Source organism: Marinobacterium sp. BA1, assembly GCF_041155135.1.
In the GTDB taxonomy this organism is placed as follows: Bacteria; Pseudomonadota; Gammaproteobacteria; order Pseudomonadales; family Balneatricaceae; genus Marinobacterium; species Marinobacterium iners.
The window spans coordinates 44,190-65,446 of record NZ_BAAFHC010000001.1 but is presented as its reverse complement, the minus strand read 5'-3'; the positions used below and the strand labels follow the sequence as shown (position 1 = coordinate 65,446).

Sequence of the window (21,257 nt, the reverse complement as noted above, 5' to 3'; positions counted from 1 at the left end):
CCGTTAGTCTTCGAACAGTCTGTCTTCGAGCGCTGCGACTTCCGTCTGCAGCTTGGACATGAATTGCATCTTGCGCACCTGTAGCTCCGCCTGCTCCAGCGACTGGGCTTCCCAGGCACGAGCAAAGCCGGACTCCAGCGAGCGCAGCTCAGCTTCTACCAACGCCGTCAAACGCTCCAACTCCGCCTCGGGGTCACTGCATTCAGGCGCTTCAGCTACCTGCTCACGCAGCTCCATCTGTTCCATGAGAAACATGGGATCGAGCTGTACGCGTGAATCATGCACTGTATCGATACCCTGGAGGGATAATAGATACTGCGCTCGCCGCAACGGTGACTTGAGAGTCGAGAGGGCTTCATTCAGATAGGCAGTATACTGAACCGCAAGACGCTGCTCTCGGTCAGACTGATGTGAATGTCTGTCAGGATGAAGCTGCTTTTGCAGCTCCCTGTAACGCGAGGAGAGTTCGGCCTGATCGATATCAAAACCGACCGGCAGGCCGAGAAATTCAAAATAGTTGCGCGTGATATCCATCAACCGACCTCAATAACCCCGAACGGGTCAGATGTTGAAGCTTTCACCGCAACCACATTCACTTCGTACGTTCGGGTTGTTGAACTTGAACCCTTCGTTGAGCCCTTCTCGAACAAAGTCCAGCTCAGTACCGTCAAGGTAAGTCAGGCTTTTGGGGTCAATCATTACCTTCACTCCACCGAACTCAAACACCTCATCTTCAGGCTCGCCGGAATCAACAAATTCCAGCACATAAGCCATGCCGGAGCAGCCCGAGGTTCTGACGCCAAGGCGTATACCTTCCCCGTGGCCTCGCTGTTCCAGGTAGCGCGCGACATGGTCAACCGCGGCCTGTGTCATGCTAATCGCCATAATCACCCCAGTAACGGGGGCACCAGCCCCCGCTTTCACTCACTTCTGCTGTTTCTTGCGGTAGTCTTCTACTGCAGCCTTGATCGCATCTTCGGCCAGAACCGAGCAGTGGATCTTCACCGGCGGCAATGCCAGCTCTTCGGCAATACGAGAGTTTTTCAGCTCGGATGCCTGATCCAGTGTCATCCCCTTGACCCACTCGGTCACCAGAGAGCTGGATGCAATGGCTGACCCGCAGCCGTAGGTCTTGAAGCGTGCATCTTCAATTACACCCTCGTCACTGACCTTGATCTGCAGTCGCATTACGTCACCACACGCCGGGGCACCAACCATACCGGTGCCTACATGCGGGTCATCGGCGTCCATTTTACCGACATTGCGCGGATTTTCGTAATGATCAATTACCTGTTCGCTGTAAGCCATGATAAACCTCCAAAAACTTTAGCGGTGTTAGTGGTGAACCCACTCAACCTTGCTCAAATCGACGCCGTCTTTATACATATCCCACAGCGGCGACAGTTCACGCAGTTTTTCCACTGCGTGACGGCATTGTTCAACTGCATAATCCACCTCTTCTTCAGTGGTGAATCGACCCAGCGAGAAACGGATGGAGCTGTGTGCCAGCTCATCATTCAACCCCAGTGCACGCAGCACATAGGACGGTTCAAGGCTTGCTGAGGTACAGGCAGAGCCTGAGGAAACCGCCAGATCCTTTATCGACATCAGCAGCGACTCGCCTTCCACGAAGGCAAAGCTGATATTCAGGATTCCCGGTACGCGCTGCTCGGTGGAGCCGTTAACGTGAACCTCTTCCATATTCTGCACACCATCCCAAAGACGTGCGCGCAGTGTTTCAAGCCGGGCAGTTTCAGCCGCCATCTCTTCACCTGCGATACGGAAAGCCTCACCCATCCCTACAATCTGATGGGTCGGCAAGGTACCGGAACGCATGCCACGCTCGTGACCACCGCCATGAATCTGTGCTTCGATGCGTACACGCGGCTTGCGGCGTACATAAAGAGCACCAACACCCTTGGGGCCATAAATCTTGTGTGCGCAGACCGACAGCAGATCCACCTTTAGCTCGTTGAGATTGATTGGCAGTTTGCCAGCGCTCTGAGCCGCGTCGACGTGGAAGAGAACACCCTTTTCACGGGTAATCTCGCCGATGGCCGCGATATCGGTAATGGTGCCGATTTCATTATTCACGTGCATCAGGGACACCAGAATAGTGTCATCGCGCAGCGCTTCGGAAACCTGGCGCGGACTGATAATACCGTTGCTGTCCGGTTCCAGATATGTCACCTCAAAACCTTCACGTTCCAGCTGACGGCAGGGGTCAAGCACCGCCTTGTGCTCAATTTTCGAGGTGATGATATGTTTACCCTTCTTGTTATAGAAGTGGGCAACACCCTTGATTGCAAGGTTGTCAGACTCGGTGGCACCGGATGTCCAAACAATTTCACGCGGGTCCGCACCCAGCAGATCAGCCACCTGACGACGCGCATTTTCCACCGCTTCTTCAGCTTTCCAGCCGAACAGGTGGGAACGGGACGCCGGGTTACCAAAGTTCCCGTCCAGTGTCAGACACTCGGTCATCTTCTGAGCCACGCGCGGATCAACCGGTGTGGTTGCAGCGTAATCAAGGTAGATCGGCAGTTTCATCTCATCTCTCCAAAAAACTCTCACACAGCGGCTTTGTGGCGCGCTGATTGTTCGGTAGTACTGGCGATCAGCCGCTGCTGACGATCTGCCACCTGTTGGACATCTCGTCGTGCAACCAGATCAGCCAGACTGATGCTACTCAGAAAGCCGTGAATCTGATCACTCAGGTCGCACCAGAGATGATGCGTCAGGCATACTTCACCACCCTGACAGCCACCGTTGTGCTGGCAGCCGGTTGCATCCACCGACTCGTTGACCGCATCGATCACTTCAGCCACATTGATCAGACCCTGCTCTCGCTTGAGCTGATATCCTCCACCAGGCCCACGCACACTGCGCACAAGCTCGTTGCGGCGAAGCTTGGCAAACAGCTGCTCCAGATAAGACAGAGAGATTCCCTGCCGTTCGGAGATATCAGCCAAGCTGATCGGCCCCTTGCCTTCGTGCAATGCCAGATCAAGCATCGCCGTTACGGCGTAACGCCCTTTAGTTGTCAATCGCATAATTATCCCTCACACCCACTCTTGCGAGTCTGTGGGTATTATGCAAATCCCTACTAAATTAGTCAACTATTTGTCCGACATGTTCACCGGGTCTTTGCGCTCCGCTGCAGGACGCAACGTTTCAGGCTCATCCACCGCGGCTTCAAAATCTTCCGACTTCAGCTCAGGCAGCTCCTCGTTGCAATAGCCCGGCTTGAGCTCACACAGCGCCTTACCCATGGTTTCAACCTTGTGATCCATCGCCTGCATGTGATCCAGCAGACAACGAATGGCATGTGCCACCGGATCAGACACTTCACGGGAAACCGCATAGGCATCAAACCCAACCTTATCTGCCATTTGGCGCCGTTTTTGCTCTTCAGGAGAGTCTTCATCGGGATGGCGCCGAATCACGCGCCCGGGAATACCGACCACTGTGGCATCCGCTGGTACGTCACGCGTAACTACGGCATTGGAGCCAACACGCGCACCCTCGCCGATCATAATGGGACCCAGCACCTTCGCACCTGCACCGCATACCACGTTATTTCCAAGCGTGGGATGGCGCTTCCCCTTATTCCAGGTGGTGCCGCCCAGAGTCACGCCATGATAGAGCGTTACATCATCACCAATCTCGGCGGTTTCCCCGATCACAACCCCCATACCGTGATCGATGAAAAAACGCCGCCCAATGGTCGCACCGGGATGAATTTCAATACCTGTCAGCCACCGCGCAAGATTGGAAATCATTCGCGCCAGCCATTTCAAGCCCTTGTGCCAGAACCAGTTGGCAATACGGTGAAACCAGATTGCGTGCAATCCAGGGTAGGCCGTCAACACCTCGAAGGCATTACGTGCAGCAGGATCCCGGTGAAATACCGAGCGAATATCTTCACGAACCTGATCAAACATCGGATTTGTCCTTTTTCACTTGCCCCGAACGGCGCTCGATGGCCGTAAGGATACCGCGTAATACATTCACTTCGACTTTATCCGGCACAGCACGTTGAAGCAGACGTCGCAAGCGGGGCATCAACTGACGCGGGTTATTCGGATCAAGAAACTCAATCTCCACCAACGTACGCTCAAGGTGTTCAAACATCAGTTCCAGCTCACGCTGCTCTGCCAGCTCTATATCCCAGTCAGTCCCCCACTGGGGGCGGGCCGCCTGTTGATCGGCCACTTGTGCCATTCGCAACTCGTAGGTAATAACCTGTACAGCCGCTGCAATATTGAGCGAGCTAAAACTTTCAACAGCCGGGATATGTACATGGTGGTGACAACGCTGCAGTTCCTCGTTGGTCAATCCCCGGTCTTCGCGGCCAAACAGAATGGCAACACGCGCCTTACCTTCAAGCGGAGTCGCGATGGCAGCCAGCTCGCGAGGATTTACCAGCGGCCAGGGAATATGACGCTCACGTGCACTGGTACCGAAAATCAGCCCACAATCCGCCAATGCCTCATCCAGGGTAGACACCACGCGGGCCTTTTCAAGGATATCGGTCGCACCCGAGGCTCTGGCATCGGCATCAGGATGTGGAAAGCTCTTGGGCTCTACCAGACAAAGATCACTGACACCCATATTCTTCATCGCTCGCGCGACACCACCGATATTACCGGGATGGGTTGTGTTAACCAGTACGATTCTGATGTGATCAGACATAGGGAGGCACGCCGTTAAAAGCTGGCTATTCTATCAGAACATCACCGAGTTGCAGACCACCTGTTCAGCGCAGGCTCCGACTAAGCTACAATAGGACTTTGACAACCACGAAGACCGGAAACCGACACTGATGCAACCGATGGTTAATATAGCACTGCGGGCAGCACGACTCGCAGGCGAACAGATTTCCCGCACCCTCGAACGCCTTGACCTGATCAAGTCCGAACAGGCCGATGTTGCTGAGTTCATCAGTGATCTGTGCCAGCAGGCTGAACGCACGATTACCAACACCATTCAAAAGGCGTACCCGCACCACAGCCTGATCGGTGAGTATACGGGTCAACATGCGCCGATTGGTGAAGGCCCAGGCCACTGTGAATGGCATATCAGCCCGATTGACAGCCTGACCAACTTCTCCAACGCCCTGCCAATGTTCGCGCTCAGCATCACCGGTTTCGTCAACGGCAAGGCTGAACACTGCGTGGTATTCAACCCCATGTTTGGCGAAGAGTTCACCGCAAGCCGCGGCAAGGGCGCACAGCTGAACGGCAAGCGCCTGCGAGTAAGCAACCGCACCTCACTGGAAGGCGCCATCATCGGTACCGGCTATCACGCACGCAAGAGCGACAAGCCCTGGCTGGAATCTCATGTTCGCATGATGCAGGAAATCATGCAGGCAGGCGCAACCCTCCACAACAGCGGATCTCCTGTACTGAGCCTGGCCTACACGGCAGCAGGACGGCTGGATGGGTTCTACCAGATCGGTCTCAGCCCTTCAGAGCTGTCGGCAGGACTGCTGCTGATCCGTGAGGCTGGCGGCCTGGTCGGCGACTTCTCTGGCGGCAACAGCTACAGCGAACGCGGCAACCTGGTCACGGCCAACTCCAAGATTCTCAAGGCCTTGCTGCGCACACTGCACCCGGCCACTGCCGAAGGGTTACGCTGATTCATTCAGCTCGCTCCTGATCGAGCTTGCTTTAAGCCAAAAAAAACCGCATCCTTGGATGCGGTTTTTTTTCAGCTGCAGATCAGTGAATCTCAGGCATCGAACGGATCACGCAGCACGATGGTCTCGTTACGGTCAGGGCCGGTCGAGATAATATCGATCGGCGCTTCAATCAGCTGCTCAAGACGGGCGATGTATGCCCGCGCATTAGCCGGCAACTCTTCCAGTGTACGCGCACCAAGGGTCGACTCCTGCCAGCCCGGCACGGTCTCGTAAACCGGCTGAATCTGCTCATAGTCTTCACTGCCGTTAAGCGAAGTCACACTGTTGCCGTTACTGTCACGGTAGCCCGTACAGATATTGATCTCTTCAAGACCATCCAGCACATCCAGCTTGGTCAGGCAGATACCGGAAACCGAGTTGATCTGAATAGCGTGCTGCAGTGCCACCGCATCAAACCAGCCACAGCGACGAGCACGCCCCGTGGTTGAGCCAAACTCGTGACCGCGCTCAGCCAACCGCTGCCCCACACCACAATGCAGCTCGGTCGGGAAAGGCCCGCCACCAACGCGCGTGGTGTAGGCCTTGGTGATACCCAGAATATAGTCCAGATACAGAGGACCAAAGCCGCTTCCGGTCGAAGTGCCGCCTGCAGTGGTGTTGGACGATGTCACGTAAGGATAGGTGCCGTGATCAATATCCAGCAAGGAGCCCTGTGCGCCCTCAAACATGATGCTCGCACCCTGTTTGCGCAACTGATGCAGCTTGGCCGTCACATCCGTCATCATCGGCACCAGCGTCTTGGCCATTTCCATGGCTTCATCAAACGTTTGCTGGAAATCGACGGCATCTACCTTGTAGTAGTTCTGCAGCACGAAGTTATGGTACTCCAGCACTTCCCGCAGTTTGGTGGCGAAACGCTCAGGATCGGCCATATCACCCAAGCGCAGACCACGCCGGGAGACCTTGTCTTCGTATGCCGGGCCGATACCACGACCAGTAGTACCGATCTTGGCATTGCCGCGCGCCAACTCACGCGCCTGATCCAGCGCAACGTGGTAGGGCAAAATCAAAGGACAGGCCGGACTCAGCTGCAGACGCTCACGCACCGGCACACCACGCCCTTCCAGCTCAGCAATTTCCTTCAGCAAAGCCTCCGGTGACAGCACCACTCCGTTGCCGATCAGACAAAGTACATTTTGACGCAGAATGCCGGATGGAATCAGGTGCAGGACTGTCTTTTCACCATCAATCACCAGTGTATGGCCTGCGTTATGACCTCCCTGGAAGCGGACTACGGCAGCGACCTGCTCGGTCAGTAGATCAACGATCTTACCCTTGCCTTCATCACCCCACTGGGTGCCCAGAACAACGACGTTTTTACCCATTGCTGTCTCGAATGCTCGTTAGATATCAGAAAAAAATGCGCTCAAAGGTCGATAACGACCCAGTCACCACCCTTTGGAACCAGCTGCCGCCGGAAGCGACCGGGTTCGGAAATCTCACCATCCAGCTGCTGTACAACTCGCTCACCGGAGGTACGCAGCAGACGAATCGCCTGTTGCAACGTCTGATCCTCACCTGCGGGAGCCAGCACAGCGTTGGTGTTGGCAGCAGGCCGGGAAGCAGACAGATCAATCAAAGTTTTCAGGTCAGCACTGAAGCCGGTTGCCGGGCGGGCACGGCCAAAATCACGACCGATGTTGTCATAACGTCCACCCTTGGCAAGCGCCTGACCATAGCTGGGAGTATATGCCGCAAACACCACGCCTGTGTGGTAGTGGTAGCCGCGCAACTCACTCAGATCAAAATAGGTTGATACACCCTCACAGCGCAGCACAACGCGTTGCGCCAATGTGTCCAGCGCATCAACTGCACGCACAAGCTCAACATCGCTGGCAAACAAGTCACGCGCACGCGCCAAGACATCCACCGAGCCATTCAAGCGAGGCAACGTCTGTAACCAGGTAGTTGAGCGATCATCCAGCCCGAGTGCGGCAACAAACCGATCAATCTCAGGCAGTGCCTTGCGCTGCAGCATATCCTGATAGTCAGCCTGCTGCTGTTGATTCAACTGACACAGCTGCATCAGCCGACTGAATACCGCTACATGACCCAGGTCCAGGCTGATTGGCCCGGCAACACCTACCGCCGACAGCGTTTCCAGCATTAGTGCAATCACCTCAACATCACTGTCGGGGCCCGCATGGCCGTAAAGCTCCGCACCCAGCTGGACCGGGTTGCGAGAAGCCAGCATATTGGTGGGATGAGTGTGCAGTACCGAGCCACAGTAACAGAGGCGACTGGGGCCTTCCGTACGAAGACGATGGGCATCAATGCGTGCTACCTGGGGTGTCATGTCAGCGCGTACGCCCAGTGTATGCCCACTGATACCATCGGTGACCTTGAAGGTATTGAGATCCAGATCATGCCCTACGCCAGTCAGCAGGGACTCCAGATGCTCTGCAATGGGCGGCATGACCAGGTCGTAACCCCAGCTGTCATAAAGATCCAGCACTTTGCGCCGCATCAGCTCCACCTGCCGCGCCTGTGGCGGCAGCAGCTCCATAATTCCGTCGGGCAGCAACCAGCGATCTGCCAAGGCCATGCATTACTCCGCTGTCATCAGTTGATCTGAATCACAAAAAAACCGGGCACAAACCCGGTTGTTCAACTATACCATGAAACCGGGTGCCAAAGGCACCCGGTTTTGGGCAACAGTCACTTTACCTTATTGGTTTCCGGTCGCACTGTTCAGATAACGGAAGAATTCGCTCTTCGGATCCAGCACGAACAGGTCACCTGCTCCAGAGAAAGCCTCACGGTAGGCATTGAGGCTACGGTAAAAGCCGTAGAACTCAGCATCACGATTAAACGCCTCAGCATAGATTCCCGCTGCCTCGGCATCACCTTCGCCGCGCACAATTTCGGCTTCACGGAAAGCATCCGCCAGGATCACCGTACGCTGACGATCCGCATCAGCACGAATACCCTCGGCAAGCTCCTTACCGCGTGAGCGCAACTCTCGCGCCAAACGCAGACGCTCGGTCCGCATACGCTCATATACGGAGGAAGAAACTTCCTGCGGCAGCTCGATACGCTTGACACGCACATCGATGACTTCGATACCGAGCTCATTCTGCGCCAGCTGACTCAGTGCACGAATGACCGCACCCATCACCTCTTCACGAGCACCTGAAACCACCTCGGTCAACGTGCGCTCACCGAACTGGTTACGAAGACTGGTTTCGATGCGGCTTGAAAGCAGATCAGCCGCCCGGAACTCGTCACCGGATGTCGCGGTATAGTATTTCTCTACATTATCAATGCGCCACTTGACGAAGGAATCCACGATAAGACGTTTTTTCTCCAGCGTCAGGAACGCCTGTGGACGTGCATCCAACGTCATGATGCGCCCTTCGAACTTGCGAATGGTGTTCACGAACGGAATTTTGAAATGCAGGCCCGGCTTGATATCAGCCTCAACCACCTCACCAAAGCGCAGCTTAATTGCCCGCTCGGTTTCCTTGATGATGTAAACGGACTTGGAGCCCACCATGACGACCAGAAGAAGGGCGATCAGCCCAAACAATGTTGTCGGTTTCATTAGCGCCCCTCCCTCAGGCCAGAGGTTGTCTGAGCACGCTGACGCGCCTCCTGCAGTACCTGCTCAGCCAGCTGATTCAGGGTATTTTCATCCAACCTGACTGGCCTTCCAGACGTATCGCGCAACGGCTGCTGCTCCGTCAAGCGATCCAGTGGCAGGTACATCATGTTATTACCCCCTTCCACATCGACCATCACCTTACCGGTACGGCTCAGCACATCCTGCAAAGTATCGATGTACAGACGCTCACGCGTTACCTCTGGCGCTTTGGTGTACTCGGTCAGAAGTGCCGTGAAGCGACTGGCTTCACCCGTTGCCTTGGCAACAACCTCCTCACGGTAGGCATTGGATTCTTCCATCAAACGCTGCGCCTGACCCCTTGCCTCAGGAATAATACCGTTGGCATAGGCCTGAGCTTCGTTGATTACACGCTGTTCGTCTTCTCGCGCCTTGATCACATCATCAAACGCATCCTGCACCTGGCGAGGTGCCTGAGCATTCTTGATGTTAACCTTGGAGATCTGCAGACCCGTCGAATAATCTTCCATGTAGCGCTGCAAGCGCGCCTGCACCTGCAGGGCGAGGGTGTCACGCCCTTCCGTCAGAATACCGTGCATCTCGGAAGTACCGACCACATGACGCAGCGCCGACTCCGAAGACTGTGCCAGACTGTCGCTCGGGTCACGAATCTTGAGAATGTACATGACCGGGTCTGCCACCACATACTGAACGGTCATATCGACATCAACGATATTTTCATCTTCAGTCAGCATCAACGAGCGATGGTCATAGGAACGGATACGGGTGGTATTCACCTTGGTAACATCATCGATCAGCGGCGGATTCCACTGCAGACCCGGCTGTACCGTGTCGTGGTATTTGCCAAGGCGCAGCACGATACCACGCTCCTGCTGGTCGACGGTGTAGAACCCCATACCTGCCCAAAACAGGGCTGCCAGTACGATGATGACAACAAAGAAGCCGCCACCTGCAGCCTTGCTCGGCCCCTTGCCCGAACCGCCACCGGAGCCACCTTTCTTCTTGCCGCCCCCAAAGATACCGCCCAGGCGATCCTGCAGCTTGCGCAGCGCCTCATCGAGATCAGGCGGACCCTGATCATTGCCACCACCACGCTTGCCGCGATTATCACCGCCGCCACTCCAGGGGTCATGGTTATTGCCATTCCCGCCGGGCTCATTCCAGGCCATAGTGCTCTCCGTACTAAACCGCTTGATTAACTGTATTGGATATCATTGTCGCCGCAACCGACCCGCTTAGTCGACCCCTTGCGGCAGGTATTGTTCCTGATCAATCCCCAGACGACTGAGTATCCGTCTGAAATCTTTCACCTGCAGCCTTACCTCCAGCTGCATCTGGCCGCTGTCATCCACCTCTTCAGTAACCACTGCGCCCTGCGCATACAGCTGCGAACGCAGACCTCCCTGCCTTGGAGTCAAGGTCAGCTTCTGGTGGAACATCTCTTCACCCAGGCGTTCGCTGATTGCCGCCAGCAACAGGTCAATACCTTCACCGCTGACCGCCGACACCCACACCCGCCAGGGCACGCCGTTCTCGTCTCGGTCTATGCGCGGCTGCGCATCCGGCAATTGATCAATCTTGTTGTACACCTGTAGTACGGGGACTTCTGCCGCACCGATCTCTTCCAGCACCGCTTCAACCTGCTCGATGTGACCCAGGCGCTCTTCGTCATAGCTATCGATCACGTGCAGCAGAAGACCCGCTTCAGTGGTTTCCTGCAAGGTAGCACGAAAAGCCTCGACCAGCTTGTGCGGCAAGTGACGAATGAATCCCACCGTATCCGCCAGAATAGCCGACCCCACATCAGCCAGCTCAATCTTGCGCAGCGTTGGGTCCAGCGTTGCGAACAGCTGATCAGCCGCATAGACACTGGCCGTAGTTAGACGATTAAACAGGGTAGACTTGCCAGCGTTGGTATACCCCACCAGAGAGATGGTGGGTATTTCCGAGCGTTTTCGTGCCCGCCGCCCCTGCTCACGCTGCTTGCGCACCCTTTCCAGTCGCTTGAGAATGGACTTGATGCGAACGCGTAACAGACGACGGTCGGTTTCGAGCTGGGTTTCACCAGGACCACGCAGGCCGATACCGCCCTTCTGTCGCTCCAGGTGAGTCCAGCCGCGTACTAATCGGGTGGACATGTGCTCGAGCTGAGCCAGCTCAACCTGAAGCTTACCTTCATGGGTGCGCGCACGCTGGGCAAAAATATCCAGAATCAGGCCGGTTCGGTCCAGCACACGACACTGCAGCTCACGCTCCAGATTGCGCTCCTGTGCCGGGCTCAAGGAATGATTGAAGATGACCAGCTCGGCTTCGTGCTCACGCACGAGATTACCAAGTTCCTCCACCTTGCCTTTGCCAAGAAAGAATTTGGGACTGGGATCGGCGCGCGACCCGGTCAGAAATTCAACCGGATCGGCCCCGGCTGACAACGCCAGCTCTTCAAGTTCACGGGGGTTTTCGCGATCTGCCTCACGGGCCAGTTCGATATGGACGAGGATCGCGCGCTCGCCAGATTCAGGACGTTCGAAAAACAATTAATACCTCATTCAGCAGGCTTTTCATCGGCCACGGGCAGCTTGACCGGACGCGAAGGCACTACTGTGGAAATGGCATGTTTATAAACCATCTGACTGACGGTATTTTTCAGCAAAATCACGAACTGATCGAAAGACTCAATCTGTCCCTGCAGCTTGATGCCGTTTACCAGAAAAATGGATACCGGAACGCGTTCCTTACGCAGAACATTAAGATAAGGGTCTTGTAGTGATTGCCCTTTTGACATTGCAAACTCCTTCCAGAATGGATAGCTGTTTATGTAGTTGTAATTAATTCTATTGTTACTGACCCGGCATCATACACCTGTATGCACAGAGTTTGCGCGCGATCATACCGCAATTCATTATATAACGGCAGGGTCCGCGAGTTTCAAGGCATGGGAAACTAAATTCGACGCCTCACTGTCAAGCCAATTCACATCCGGCCAACTGCGCAACCAGGTCAATTGCCGCTTTGCCAACTGTCGCGTAGCCACTACCCCTTTGTAACGCATGGTGTCGCGATCATATTCATCGCTGAACCAGGACCACATCTGTCGATAGCCAACACAACGAATTGATGGCATCCGTTCATGCAGATCACCTCGCTCCCATAGCTGACGCACCTCCTCTTCGAAACCGGCTGCCAGCATCAGATCAAAACGCTGTTCAATTCGCTGATGCAACCTGGAGCGATCCTGCGGCATGAGCGCCAGCGGCAAAATATCAAATGGCAGCTTTGCCTCAGCCTGTTCTCGCCAGTGATCGCTGATCGGCCTGCCCGTCAATTCAAACACCTCCAGCGCCCGCTGCAGCCGCTGAGCATCGGTTGGCTTGAGTCGACGTGCACCCTCGGGATCCACCTCAGCCAGGCGCTTATGCATGGCCGGCCAGCCCAGCTCGGCAGCTTCAGCCTCAAGCCGAGCACGCAATTTCGGATCCGCCTCTGGCAGGTTGGCCAAGCCCTGCTGAAGAGCATTGAAATACAGCATGGTCCCCCCCACCAACAGCGGTATCCGCCCACGCGACTGAATATCGGCAATCTCTGCCAATGCATCCGCCCTGAACTGCGCCGCCGAGTAAGCCTCTGCCGGATCCAGAATATCCACCAGTCTGTGAGGATAGGCTCGCAGCTCATCCGGGGTGGGCTTGGCGGTACCGATATCCATATCTCGGTAGATCATGGCCGAGTCGACGCTGATCAGATCACAGGGCAATGTGTCACACAGCCTCATGGCCAGATCCGTCTTACCCGACGCAGTCGGTCCCATCACAAAAATCACCCGAGGCCGGTTCACGCTCAACTGTTGCATTATTCGCCTCGCATGAAGAGTTTATCCAGTTGCCCCAGGCTCAACTGCGTCCAGGTTGGTCGCCCATGATTGCACTGTCCACTGCGCTCGGTCTGCTCCATATCACGCAGCAGTGCATTCATCTCGGGCAGTGTCAGTTGTCGATTGGCACGTACTGCACCATGACAGGCCATTGTGGCCAAAAGTTCATTCAGATGCGCCTCAATTCGATCACTGGCTCCCACCTGGGACAGATCCGCCAGCACATCACGCAACAACAGCGCCACATCCGCCTTGGCCAAAGCTATCGGCACTTCACGAATCACCAGCGTTTCTTCACCCATACGTTCCAGCCGAAAGCCCAAACGCTCAAAATATTCGGGCTGCTCCTCTGCCAGATCCGCTTCACGACCACTGACAGCCACACTGACCGGAACCAACAGGGGCTGGCTGCGGATACGGTCCTGCTCGAACGCAAGCTTCATGCGTTCATAAACGATGCGCTCATGTGCCGCGTGCATATCCACCAACACCAGCCCCTGTGCATTCTGAGACAGAATATAGATACCGTGCAGCTGCGCCAGCGCATAGCCCAGCGGTGGCATTTCGACCCCCTGCTCGACTGCAGGCATTGCCTGTAAAGGCTGCGGTGCAACACCAGAAGGCCGGTGCAGAGCGCCATAGGCACTGATCTGTTCGCGCACCTGTGGACCACTTGGGAGACGTTCGGCATGACCGGTGTACCCCGCAGTACCTGACTGTATGGCATGACTGGCAGCCGGTTCGGCCACCGTGCTGCTCATACCCGGCTGGAACCAGCTCGCTGTAGCCGGCTGCACGGGTACTTCGGCTGAGCCGGCAGGCGGAGGGGTATCCTGCGGACGCATGTCTGCAATCACGCGATAGAGGGTACGGAAAATAAAGTCATGCACCAGGCGACTCTCACGAAAGCGCACTTCGTGTTTGGTCGGATGCACATTGACATCCACCAGCGCCGGATCAAGCTCCAGATACAGCACATAGGCCGGGTGGCGGCCGTGATACAGCACATCCTGGTATGCCTGGCGTACGGCATGGGTAACGACCTTGTCACGAATGACGCGGCCATTGACGAAAAAATACTGTTGATCCGGCTGAGCACGGGAAAAGGTTGGCAGCCCCATCCAGCCCCACAGACGCAGGCCCGATGCCTCGGCAATAACATCCAGCGCCACCGACTCGGCCACAAACGCCTTGCCCAGCAATTGAGAAAGACGCTGCTCTCGCGCGGTTTCACTGTCGGCGGCGCGCAGCTGATGTACCACCTTGCCGTTATGACGCAGACTGAAGCCAACCCGGTAGCAGCTCAGCGCCAGACGTTTCACCACCTCTTCAAGATGACGAAATTCGGTTTTTTCGGTTTTCAGAAACTTGCGCCGCGCAGGCGTATTGAAAAACAGGTCACGTACTTCAACCGTGGTACCGACTGGGTGTGCCGCAGGAATGATCTCTGCCAGCATCTCGCGCCCCTGGGCAGACACAGCCCATGCACTGTCCTGTTCAGGTGGCCGTGAGGTCAGCGTAAGCCGTGACACGGAACTGATACTGGCAAGCGCCTCGCCACGAAAACCAAGACTACCTACAGCCTCAAGATCCTCAAGCATGCCAATTTTGGAGGTAGCATGCCGGCTCAATGCCAACGGCAGGTCAGCCTTCTCGATACCGCCACCATTGTCACGCAGGCGGATCAGCTTGACCCCACCCTGTTCGATATCCAGCTCGACCCGATCAGCGCCCGAATCCAGACTGTTTTCCAACAGTTCCTTTACTACGGATGCGGGACGTTCAACAACCTCGCCGGCGGCAATCTGGTTGGCCAGCTGAGGGGAAAGAAGATGTATTCGTGTCATCAGAAACCTGAAAGGGTTAGCCGGTCGGGATACGCAATACCTGACCGATGCGGATACTGTCACTGCTTAGCTGGTTAGCCTGCCGCAGGCGCTGCAGTGACACTCCATTACGCTGCGCAATGACGGAAAGAGTATCACCCGAGACCACCTTATACAGACGCTCACCACCCGCCAGCTGACTGCCGGACTGTTTTGCCCAGGCGATATAGCTGCCAGTGGGAGGCTTTTCCCAGAAATGACCTGTTATGCCACGAAAGATCGACTGCGCCATCTGCCGCTGATAGCTGGCAGTTTTCAACTTGCGCGCCTCTTCCGGGTTGGAGATGAAGCCGGTTTCAACCAGAATCGAGGGAATATCGGGTGACTTCAACACCACAAAACCGGCCTGCTCAACATGCTTTTTGTGCATGCGCGCAAAGCTGGCCATGTTGGCATGGATTCTGGACGCTACCTGATGACTGTCCTTGCGACTAGCGTTCATTGACATGTCGAGCAAAACACTGGCCAGCACATCATCCTTGTCACCCAGGCTCAGGCTACCCACACCACCGATCAAATCGGCGCTGTTTTCACGCTGAGCCAGCCAGCGCCCCATCTCACTGGTCGCACCTCGGCCAGAAAGCACCCAAACCGATGCACCCCGGGCGCGAGGATCCTTGAATGCATCTGCATGAATGGACACAAACAGATCGGCATTGCTGTTGCGCGCCTTGCCTGTACGGCCACGCAAGCTGATATAGTAGTCTCCGGTACGGGTCAGTACTGCACGGTAGCCACGCTCAGCATCAATCAGGCGCTTAAGCTCCTGAGCGATCTTGATCACCACATCCTTTTCTCTGACCCCGCCAGGACCGATGGCGCCCGGGTCTTCACCGCCATGTCCAGCGTCTATGACCACGACAACATCCCGCTTGTTCTCCTCGCCCGGCACCGGTACAACGGATTTGGTGACTATCGCTTCTTCGCGCATCGCCAGATCCACCACCAGCCGATGGCCATACTGTTCATTCGGTTTCAGGTCGAAGCTCTTGGGGCGCACATCACTCTTGAGATCCAGCACAATGCGCAGACCATCACCGCGGGTGCTGTGACGGATTTGACTGACCGGGCTATCTTCCAGCCCAAGATCATTCAGGGAAGCCTGCAACTGGACCTTGTCGATATCAATAACCACTCGATCAGGGCCTGACAGCGTGAACAGTTTATGTTCAACCGGGCCGCTGAGGTCAAACACCAGACGTGTGTTGTCCGGTGCCAGCCAGGCACGAACATTCTGGATTTCCTGCGCTGCCTGAGCAAGCGGCACAAGCAGCAACATCAACAGCAGTGAGCTCAGTATGCGCAATGTATTCATCAACCCGTATCCGTATTGCGGATTTTCAATAGTGTATCGGCAACAGCGGCCCCTTTTTGAGTATTACTCACCAGGCTTAACCTGCGCCCCATGCCATCAACCGTAATCTGGATCTCAAGATCCGGCGTCGGCAGCAGCCCCGCCCCCTTTTCCGGCCATTCGATCAGGCAAAGAGCATCGTTGGCAAAATAGTCTCGGATACCCAGATATTCCAGCTCTTCCGGGTCACCCAAGCGATACAGATCAAAGTGATACACCTGGCCTGCCGGCGTTTCGTAGGGTTCGACCAGCGTGTAGGTCGGGCTTTTCACCGAACCCTGATGACCGCAGCCACGCAGCACACCACGGCTGAACGTGGTTTTCCCCATGCCCAGGTCGCCATGCAAAAAGACTACACCACCAGCATCGACGGCCTGAGCCAGCTGTTCACCACAGCGTACCATTTCGGCTTCATCGGCCAGAAAAAACTCCATCCCCTTGTTACCCTCAGTCAAGCCCACTGAGCACACGCCTTACTCGGGTGATCAGATCAGTTGCAAGCAACCCGCGCTCCCCCTGCTCCAAAGCACAGAGGTCAGCTGCACGCGCATGTACATACACACCGGCACGCGCAGCATCGATGGCACTGAGCCGCTGCGCCCGCAAGGCACCGATGATACCGGAGAGCACATCCCCCATGCCACCACAGGCCATACCCGGATTACCGGCACTGCACAGGTGCATGCCATCACCATCAAAGCTGAGACTACCCGCTCCTTTCAGTACAATCGTACCACCGAGCTGCTGCTGGAGCTCACGTACTGCGTCAAAACGGTTTTGTTGCACCTGTGCGGTTTCCTGTCCCAACAGGCGCGCCGCCTCCCCCGGATGCGGGGTGAGAACCCAGTCGTGACGACCCGCCTGCAGATGTTGGCGCTGCTGTAACAGATTGAGTGCGTCCGCATCCAGAACCAGCGGCTTGCCACTGGCAAGTGCCTTTTGCAGTAATTGATCGGCCCACGCACTTTGCCCAAGGCCAGGGCCTACTACCAGCACATCAGGCCGCTCCAGCAGCGGCTGCAGGTCTTGACCTGAGTTGACCCCTGACGCCATCACCTCCGGTGCCCGGGTCAGCGCCGCGGTTACATGCTCGGGCCGGGTCGCCAGCGATACCAGCCCCGCACCACTGCGCGCAGCGGCCTCAGCTGCCATCAAAGCAGCACCGCCCATGCCGTAATCGCCACCGATTACCAACACATGCCCAAACAGCCCCTTATGCGACGACCGTCTGCGTGGCGGCAGCAGTTTGGCCAGATCGTCGCGATCGGTACGAAAAGCGCTGGGCGATATCTCCTCATACACTTCATCAGGTAACAGCAGTCCATCAAATTTAAGCTCACCACAATGGTCCACACCAGCATGGGTCAACAGTCCCTGCTTGAGGGCAATAAAGGTAACCGTCATGTCTGCCCTGACCGCTACCCCCAGTACGGCACCGGTATCACTGCAGAGGCCTGAAGGAATATCCACCGACAGTACGGGCCGATGACTTCGATTGATATGTGTAATCAACTCAGCTGCTTCACCAGTGACTTCACCGCTGATACCAGTCCCCAAAAGCGCATCTACCAGCACTTCACCGGCCAATTCTATGCCAGGCCGCCAGCACTTCAACTGCACACCCACCGCGTCCGCCCAGCGCCAGGCGTCCAGCGCCTCACCCTGCAAACGATCAACGTAATCTTCCGCCAGCACCAGCAGTTGAACCTGAATGCCCTGTTGCCAGGCCAGACCAGCCATAATCAAGCCGTCGCCACCATTATTCCCGGTACCACAGACGATGGTCAGACTGCGCACTCCCGGCCAGCGCCCCAACAGTTCGGCAAAGGCGGCATGACCTGCTCGCTGCATCAGCCGAAAACCGGGGACAGCGAACTGCTCTATTGCGGTTCGATCCAGGGCACGACTCTGGGCAGCCGTGTATAATGCACCGGGCAGGTCTGATCTGCTCATGATTCACGAACTCCTTTTTGTTATCAGTTCATTATAGTGGATGGACTGAGTGCCATGGCAACCGGTTCCCCATGTCTGACTATACAACCGCACAACTGCAACAGCTCAGCCTGGCCCTTAAAGAAAAGGCCCGAGAACTGGGGTTTCACGATTGCGCGATTACCCTGCCCGACGCCAGTGCCGAAAGTGAGTCCTACACGCGATGGCTTGAAGCAGGCTACCAGGCCGATATGGCGTACCTGAACGAAAACCTGGACAAGCGCTTCGATCCAACATTGCTGCTGCCAGGCACACGCCGCATCATCATGCTGCGAATGGATTATCTGCCGACAGAAGCCCCGATCACCGGCGTATTGCGCAACCCTGACAAGGCTTACATCGCCCGCTACACGCTTGGGCGCGACTATCACAAACTGATGCGCAAGCGGCTGAAGCAGCTGGGCCAGTGGTTTAACAGCCAGATAGAGGGAATCGAAGTACAGTTCAGACCCTTTGTGGACAGTGCCCCGGTGCTGGAGCGGCCACTGGCTCGCAATGCCGGGCTGGGCTGGATCGGCAAACACACTCTGCTGCTCAATCGCCATGCAGGTTCATGGTTCCTGCTGGGGGAGCTGTTCATCGACCTGCCTCTGCCTGTGGACGCACCTGAGACAGAGCAGCACTGTGGCCGCTGCCGTGCCTGTCTGGATGTCTGCCCAACAAACGCCTTTCCCGAACCTTACGTACTGGATGCCCGCCGCTGTATTTCGTATCTGACCATTGAGCACAAGAGCAGCATCCCGCACGAGCTTCGACCCCTGATGGGCAATCGTATTTTTGGCTGTGACGACTGCCAGCTGATCTGCCCCTGGAACCGCTTTGCCCGCCGCTCCAGCGAACCTGACTTTCAGCCCCGTCATGGACTCGACACGGCATCGCTGCTGGAACTGTTTCTTTGGGACGAGACCACTTTCCTGAAACGTACTGAGGGGTCGGCGATTCGCCGTACCGGTTATGAAGGCTGGCAGCGAAATCTGGCGGTTGCGCTGGGCAACAGCAATGGAGGTGACGCTGTCATGGAAGCACTGCGCAACCGCCGAGCAACAGCTTCAGAGATGCTGATCGAACATATCGACTGGGCCCTGCAGCAGCTGAGCGAACGCCATGCACCACGCTCGCTGCCGCTGCTCGATCACCCCGGCGCAGGCCGCTTGCCCGAGTAGATCGACCACAGCCCCGACATCAAAGGCGGAAGAAATGCCGACGATAGTGGCGCAGCTCTTCGATCGACTCGCGGATATCATCAAGCGCCAAATGCGCGCCCTGCTTTTTGAAGCCATCCAGAATGCCGGGCTTCCAGCGCTTGGCCAGCTCCTTGATCGTGCTCACATCAAGGTTTCGGTAATGGAAGAAAGCCTCCAGGTCAGGCATATGACGCCAGAGAAAGCGGCGATCCTGACCAATACTATTGCCGCACATGGGTGATGCACCCTTTTCACTGTATTGCAGCAGGAATGCCAGCATCTGCTGTTCCGCCTCGGCCTCGGATATAGTGCTGGCACGCACCCTGTCAGTCAGCCCGGACTGGCCATGCTGGCGGGTACACCACTCATCCATGCGCGACAATACGGCGTCTGGCTGGTGTACCGCGATCACCGGCCCCTCCGCAATCAGATTCAGATCCGCATCCGTCACGATGGCAGCCATTTCAATGATCCGGTCTGTGTCCGGATTCAGACCGGTCATTTCCAGATCCACCCAAACCAGATTTTCCTTCAGCGCCATGCACCCTTTCTCCCCTGGCAATACTGTCAATTTTTCTCGGATTAGAATACCTTAGCACGTCAATGAATAAAGCTGTGAGCGAGTGATACCCGCAGGATGGGAAAACGCAAGGTTAATCGTCGCCAGGCTTGGCGCATCGACAAGATTCAGTCTGAACGGGCTGCCCGCGCAGAGCGTAAAGACGCCCTGATTGAAGATCAGCTGGAAGGGGGTGAACTGGGCCCTGAGCAGCATGGTCTGATCATTTCCCACTTTGGCCGCCAGGTCGATGTGGAGGCACTTGAGGGTGAGAGCAAGGGCGAGATCCTGCGTTGCCATCTGCGTACCCATCTGGGCCAACTGGTCACAGGCGACCGCGTCATCTGGCGTCGTTCCCCTGACAGCGGTGTTGTAGTGGCCGCACTTGATCGTCACAGTGAACTGCTGCGCCCCAACAACCATGGCGAATTGAAACCGGTCGCTGCCAACATCGACTTTATCGTCATTGTTATCGCCGTGGAGCCTTATGCGCATGCCAACCTGATTGATCGCTATCTGGTTGCGGCCGAGGCCAGCGACATTGAGCCGGTGCTGCTGCTGAACAAAGCCGATCTGCTCAATGACGAGAACCGCCAGCGGCTTGAGCCTCTGCTGGAGCAGTACCGTTCACTCGGCTACCGCACGCTGCAGGCATCGACGGCCAGCAGCCATGGCCTGGATGAATTGAAGGCCCTGCTGGCCGATCACATCAGCGTGTTTGTAGGCCAGTCCGGCGTGGGCAAATCATCCCTGATCAACAGCCTGCTTCCCGGTGCCGATCTGCGTGTCGGCGCACTTTCAGAACAGTCCCGCAAGGGCAAACACACTACCACCACTGCACGGCTGTTCCACTTCCCGGATGGCGGAGATCTGATTGACTCACCCGGCATCCGCGAATTCGGCCTCTGGCACATGACTGAAGATCAGGTGCTCAGCGGCTTTCGTGAATTGGCGGATCTGCAGGGGCACTGTCGCTTCAGAGACTGCCGGCACGAGCAGGAGCCGGGGTGCGCATTCCTTGAAGCGGTCGATAACGGCAGTATCAGTGAGCAGCGCTTCAACAGCTACCGCCAGATTCTCAATTCCATGCAGGACAACCGCTGAACGATGGAGGACTCGGCACAGTC

Annotated in this window: 22 protein-coding genes; 3 read left to right on the top strand and 19 right to left on the bottom strand. The window is 56.3% G+C overall.

Annotated elements, in window-relative coordinates:
- Positions 1–3 precede the first annotated feature (3 nt).
- The 7 genes from hscB to ACAM29_RS00295 all read right to left on the bottom strand — a co-directional run bounded on the left by hscB (position 4) and on the right by ACAM29_RS00295 (position 4,695).
- Positions 4–534: a Fe-S protein assembly co-chaperone HscB gene (gene hscB, locus ACAM29_RS00325; protein WP_369622800.1), complete on the bottom strand. Its 531-nt coding sequence runs from the start codon at positions 532–534 to the stop codon at positions 4–6.
- Between the two features lie 27 nt (positions 535–561).
- Positions 562–885, bottom strand: coding sequence for an iron-sulfur cluster assembly protein IscA (gene iscA / locus ACAM29_RS00320; RefSeq protein WP_091827842.1), 324 nt, complete (start codon positions 883–885; stop codon positions 562–564).
- 39 nt (positions 886–924) lie between these two features.
- Entirely contained in the window at positions 925–1,308 is a 384-nt protein-coding gene (gene iscU, locus ACAM29_RS00315) for a Fe-S cluster assembly scaffold IscU (RefSeq protein ID WP_091827799.1), read from the bottom strand.
- 27 nt (positions 1,309–1,335) lie between these two features.
- Positions 1,336–2,550 (bottom strand): IscS subfamily cysteine desulfurase, encoded by a 1,215-nt coding sequence (locus ACAM29_RS00310; RefSeq protein WP_091827800.1) that lies wholly within the window; start codon positions 2,548–2,550, stop codon positions 1,336–1,338.
- A gap of 20 nt (positions 2,551–2,570) precedes the next feature.
- On the bottom strand, positions 2,571–3,053 hold the full coding sequence (iscR, locus tag ACAM29_RS00305; RefSeq protein ID WP_206835562.1) for a Fe-S cluster assembly transcriptional regulator IscR: 483 nt from the start codon (positions 3,051–3,053) through the stop codon (positions 2,571–2,573).
- A 66-nt stretch (positions 3,054–3,119) separates the two neighbouring features.
- A complete protein-coding gene (gene cysE / locus ACAM29_RS00300; protein WP_091827802.1) occupies positions 3,120–3,944 on the bottom strand; it encodes a serine O-acetyltransferase in 825 nt (274 codons plus the stop codon).
- Positions 3,937–4,695 (bottom strand): RNA methyltransferase, encoded by a 759-nt coding sequence (locus ACAM29_RS00295; protein ID WP_354410302.1) that lies wholly within the window; start codon positions 4,693–4,695, stop codon positions 3,937–3,939. Before ACAM29_RS00295 ends, cysE begins: the two co-directional genes overlap by 8 nt.
- A 130-nt stretch (positions 4,696–4,825) precedes the next feature.
- On the opposite strand from ACAM29_RS00295, the gene ACAM29_RS00290 reads away from it, so the two are divergent.
- Positions 4,826–5,641 carry an inositol monophosphatase family protein gene (locus ACAM29_RS00290; protein WP_369622799.1) on the top strand — a complete coding sequence of 272 codons (816 nt, stop codon included), beginning with the start codon at positions 4,826–4,828 and terminating at the stop codon, positions 5,639–5,641.
- Positions 5,642–5,733: 92 nt separating this feature from the next.
- Here ACAM29_RS00290 and ACAM29_RS00285 read toward each other — a convergent pair whose 3' ends face one another.
- The 11 genes from ACAM29_RS00285 to ACAM29_RS00235 all read right to left on the bottom strand — a co-directional run bounded on the left by ACAM29_RS00285 (position 5,734) and on the right by ACAM29_RS00235 (position 18,348).
- Complete coding sequence (locus ACAM29_RS00285; RefSeq protein WP_354410298.1) at positions 5,734–7,029, bottom strand: adenylosuccinate synthase; 1,296 nt, start codon at positions 7,027–7,029, stop codon at positions 5,734–5,736.
- 41 nt (positions 7,030–7,070) lie between these two features.
- Positions 7,071–8,249, bottom strand: coding sequence for an ATP phosphoribosyltransferase regulatory subunit (locus ACAM29_RS00280; RefSeq protein ID WP_091827806.1), 1,179 nt, complete (start codon positions 8,247–8,249; stop codon positions 7,071–7,073).
- A 123-nt stretch (positions 8,250–8,372) separates the two neighbouring features.
- The gene (hflC, locus tag ACAM29_RS00275) at positions 8,373–9,248 is read right to left on the bottom strand and encodes a protease modulator HflC (protein ID WP_091827807.1); all 876 of its coding nucleotides are present in this window, start codon (positions 9,246–9,248) and stop codon (positions 8,373–8,375) included.
- Positions 9,248–10,456 carry an FtsH protease activity modulator HflK gene (gene hflK, locus ACAM29_RS00270; protein WP_091827808.1) on the bottom strand — a complete coding sequence of 403 codons (1,209 nt, stop codon included), beginning with the start codon at positions 10,454–10,456 and terminating at the stop codon, positions 9,248–9,250. The genes hflC and hflK overlap by 1 nt, the downstream gene beginning before the upstream one ends.
- 66 nt (positions 10,457–10,522) lie before the next feature.
- Positions 10,523–11,821: a ribosome rescue GTPase HflX gene (gene hflX, locus ACAM29_RS00265; protein WP_354410291.1), complete on the bottom strand. Its 1,299-nt coding sequence runs from the start codon at positions 11,819–11,821 to the stop codon at positions 10,523–10,525.
- A gap of 8 nt (positions 11,822–11,829) precedes the next feature.
- Positions 11,830–12,069 carry an RNA chaperone Hfq gene (gene hfq, locus ACAM29_RS00260; protein ID WP_091827810.1) on the bottom strand — a complete coding sequence of 80 codons (240 nt, stop codon included), beginning with the start codon at positions 12,067–12,069 and terminating at the stop codon, positions 11,830–11,832.
- 117 nt (positions 12,070–12,186) lie between these two features.
- On the bottom strand, positions 12,187–13,092 hold the full coding sequence (miaA, locus tag ACAM29_RS00255; RefSeq protein WP_354410287.1) for a tRNA (adenosine(37)-N6)-dimethylallyltransferase MiaA: 906 nt from the start codon (positions 13,090–13,092) through the stop codon (positions 12,187–12,189).
- A 41-nt stretch (positions 13,093–13,133) separates the two neighbouring features.
- Positions 13,134–15,002 (bottom strand): DNA mismatch repair endonuclease MutL, encoded by a 1,869-nt coding sequence (gene mutL / locus ACAM29_RS00250; RefSeq protein WP_369622798.1) that lies wholly within the window; start codon positions 15,000–15,002, stop codon positions 13,134–13,136.
- A gap of 16 nt (positions 15,003–15,018) precedes the next feature.
- Positions 15,019–16,356, bottom strand: coding sequence for an N-acetylmuramoyl-L-alanine amidase (locus ACAM29_RS00245; protein WP_369622797.1), 1,338 nt, complete (start codon positions 16,354–16,356; stop codon positions 15,019–15,021).
- On the bottom strand, positions 16,356–16,829 hold the full coding sequence (gene tsaE / locus ACAM29_RS00240; RefSeq protein ID WP_091827843.1) for a tRNA (adenosine(37)-N6)-threonylcarbamoyltransferase complex ATPase subunit type 1 TsaE: 474 nt from the start codon (positions 16,827–16,829) through the stop codon (positions 16,356–16,358). The genes ACAM29_RS00245 and tsaE overlap by 1 nt, the downstream gene beginning before the upstream one ends.
- A 13-nt stretch (positions 16,830–16,842) precedes the next feature.
- A complete protein-coding gene (locus tag ACAM29_RS00235) occupies positions 16,843–18,348 on the bottom strand; it encodes an NAD(P)H-hydrate dehydratase (RefSeq protein ID WP_369622796.1) in 1,506 nt (501 codons plus the stop codon).
- A 71-nt stretch (positions 18,349–18,419) separates the two neighbouring features.
- Between ACAM29_RS00235 and queG the strand changes: the two genes are divergently transcribed.
- The gene (gene queG, locus ACAM29_RS00230; protein ID WP_369622795.1) at positions 18,420–19,550 is read left to right on the top strand and encodes a tRNA epoxyqueuosine(34) reductase QueG; all 1,131 of its coding nucleotides are present in this window, start codon (positions 18,420–18,422) and stop codon (positions 19,548–19,550) included.
- 19 nt (positions 19,551–19,569) lie between these two features.
- Here the strand turns inward: queG and orn are convergent, their stop codons facing one another.
- Positions 19,570–20,112, bottom strand: a complete 543-nt coding sequence (gene orn / locus ACAM29_RS00225; RefSeq protein ID WP_354410275.1) for an oligoribonuclease — start codon at positions 20,110–20,112, stop codon at positions 19,570–19,572.
- A gap of 96 nt (positions 20,113–20,208) precedes the next feature.
- Between orn and rsgA the strand changes: the two genes are divergently transcribed.
- Entirely contained in the window at positions 20,209–21,234 is a 1,026-nt protein-coding gene (gene rsgA, locus ACAM29_RS00220) for a small ribosomal subunit biogenesis GTPase RsgA (RefSeq protein WP_091827817.1), read from the top strand.
- The last annotated feature ends 23 nt before the right edge of the window (positions 21,235–21,257 follow it).

What these genes read in the sequence shown, in the direction of transcription:
- rsgA (WP_091827817.1), top strand. Translation starts at nt 20,209, where the DNA reads ATGGGAAAACGCAAGGTTAATCGTCGCCAGGCTTGGCGCATCGACAAG.
- iscR (WP_206835562.1), bottom strand. Translation starts at nt 3,053, where the DNA reads ATGCGATTGACAACTAAAGGGCGTTACGCCGTAACGGCGATGCTTGAT.
- ACAM29_RS00280 (WP_091827806.1), bottom strand. Translation starts at nt 8,249, where the DNA reads ATGGCCTTGGCAGATCGCTGGTTGCTGCCCGACGGAATTATGGAGCTG.
- hflK (WP_091827808.1), bottom strand. Translation starts at nt 10,456, where the DNA reads ATGGCCTGGAATGAGCCCGGCGGGAATGGCAATAACCATGACCCCTGG.
- ACAM29_RS00295 (WP_354410302.1), bottom strand. Translation starts at nt 4,695, where the DNA reads ATGTCTGATCACATCAGAATCGTACTGGTTAACACAACCCATCCCGGT.
- ACAM29_RS00290 (WP_369622799.1), top strand. Translation starts at nt 4,826, where the DNA reads ATGCAACCGATGGTTAATATAGCACTGCGGGCAGCACGACTCGCAGGC.
- mutL (WP_369622798.1), bottom strand. Translation starts at nt 15,002, where the DNA reads ATGACACGAATACATCTTCTTTCCCCTCAGCTGGCCAACCAGATTGCC.
- iscA (WP_091827842.1), bottom strand. Translation starts at nt 885, where the DNA reads ATGGCGATTAGCATGACACAGGCCGCGGTTGACCATGTCGCGCGCTAC.
- orn (WP_354410275.1), bottom strand. Translation starts at nt 20,112, where the DNA reads ATGGCGCTGAAGGAAAATCTGGTTTGGGTGGATCTGGAAATGACCGGT.
- ACAM29_RS00285 (WP_354410298.1), bottom strand. Translation starts at nt 7,029, where the DNA reads ATGGGTAAAAACGTCGTTGTTCTGGGCACCCAGTGGGGTGATGAAGGC.
- hflC (WP_091827807.1), bottom strand. Translation starts at nt 9,248, where the DNA reads ATGAAACCGACAACATTGTTTGGGCTGATCGCCCTTCTTCTGGTCGTC.
- cysE (WP_091827802.1), bottom strand. Translation starts at nt 3,944, where the DNA reads ATGTTTGATCAGGTTCGTGAAGATATTCGCTCGGTATTTCACCGGGAT.
- queG (WP_369622795.1), top strand. Translation starts at nt 18,420, where the DNA reads ATGTCTGACTATACAACCGCACAACTGCAACAGCTCAGCCTGGCCCTT.
- tsaE (WP_091827843.1), bottom strand. Translation starts at nt 16,829, where the DNA reads ATGGAGTTTTTTCTGGCCGATGAAGCCGAAATGGTACGCTGTGGTGAA.
- iscU (WP_091827799.1), bottom strand. Translation starts at nt 1,308, where the DNA reads ATGGCTTACAGCGAACAGGTAATTGATCATTACGAAAATCCGCGCAAT.
- miaA (WP_354410287.1), bottom strand. Translation starts at nt 13,092, where the DNA reads ATGGGACCGACTGCGTCGGGTAAGACGGATCTGGCCATGAGGCTGTGT.
- ACAM29_RS00235 (WP_369622796.1), bottom strand. Translation starts at nt 18,348, where the DNA reads ATGAGCAGATCAGACCTGCCCGGTGCATTATACACGGCTGCCCAGAGT.
- hscB (WP_369622800.1), bottom strand. Translation starts at nt 534, where the DNA reads ATGGATATCACGCGCAACTATTTTGAATTTCTCGGCCTGCCGGTCGGT.
- ACAM29_RS00245 (WP_369622797.1), bottom strand. Translation starts at nt 16,356, where the DNA reads ATGAATACATTGCGCATACTGAGCTCACTGCTGTTGATGTTGCTGCTT.
- ACAM29_RS00310 (WP_091827800.1), bottom strand. Translation starts at nt 2,550, where the DNA reads ATGAAACTGCCGATCTACCTTGATTACGCTGCAACCACACCGGTTGAT.
- hfq (WP_091827810.1), bottom strand. Translation starts at nt 12,069, where the DNA reads ATGTCAAAAGGGCAATCACTACAAGACCCTTATCTTAATGTTCTGCGT.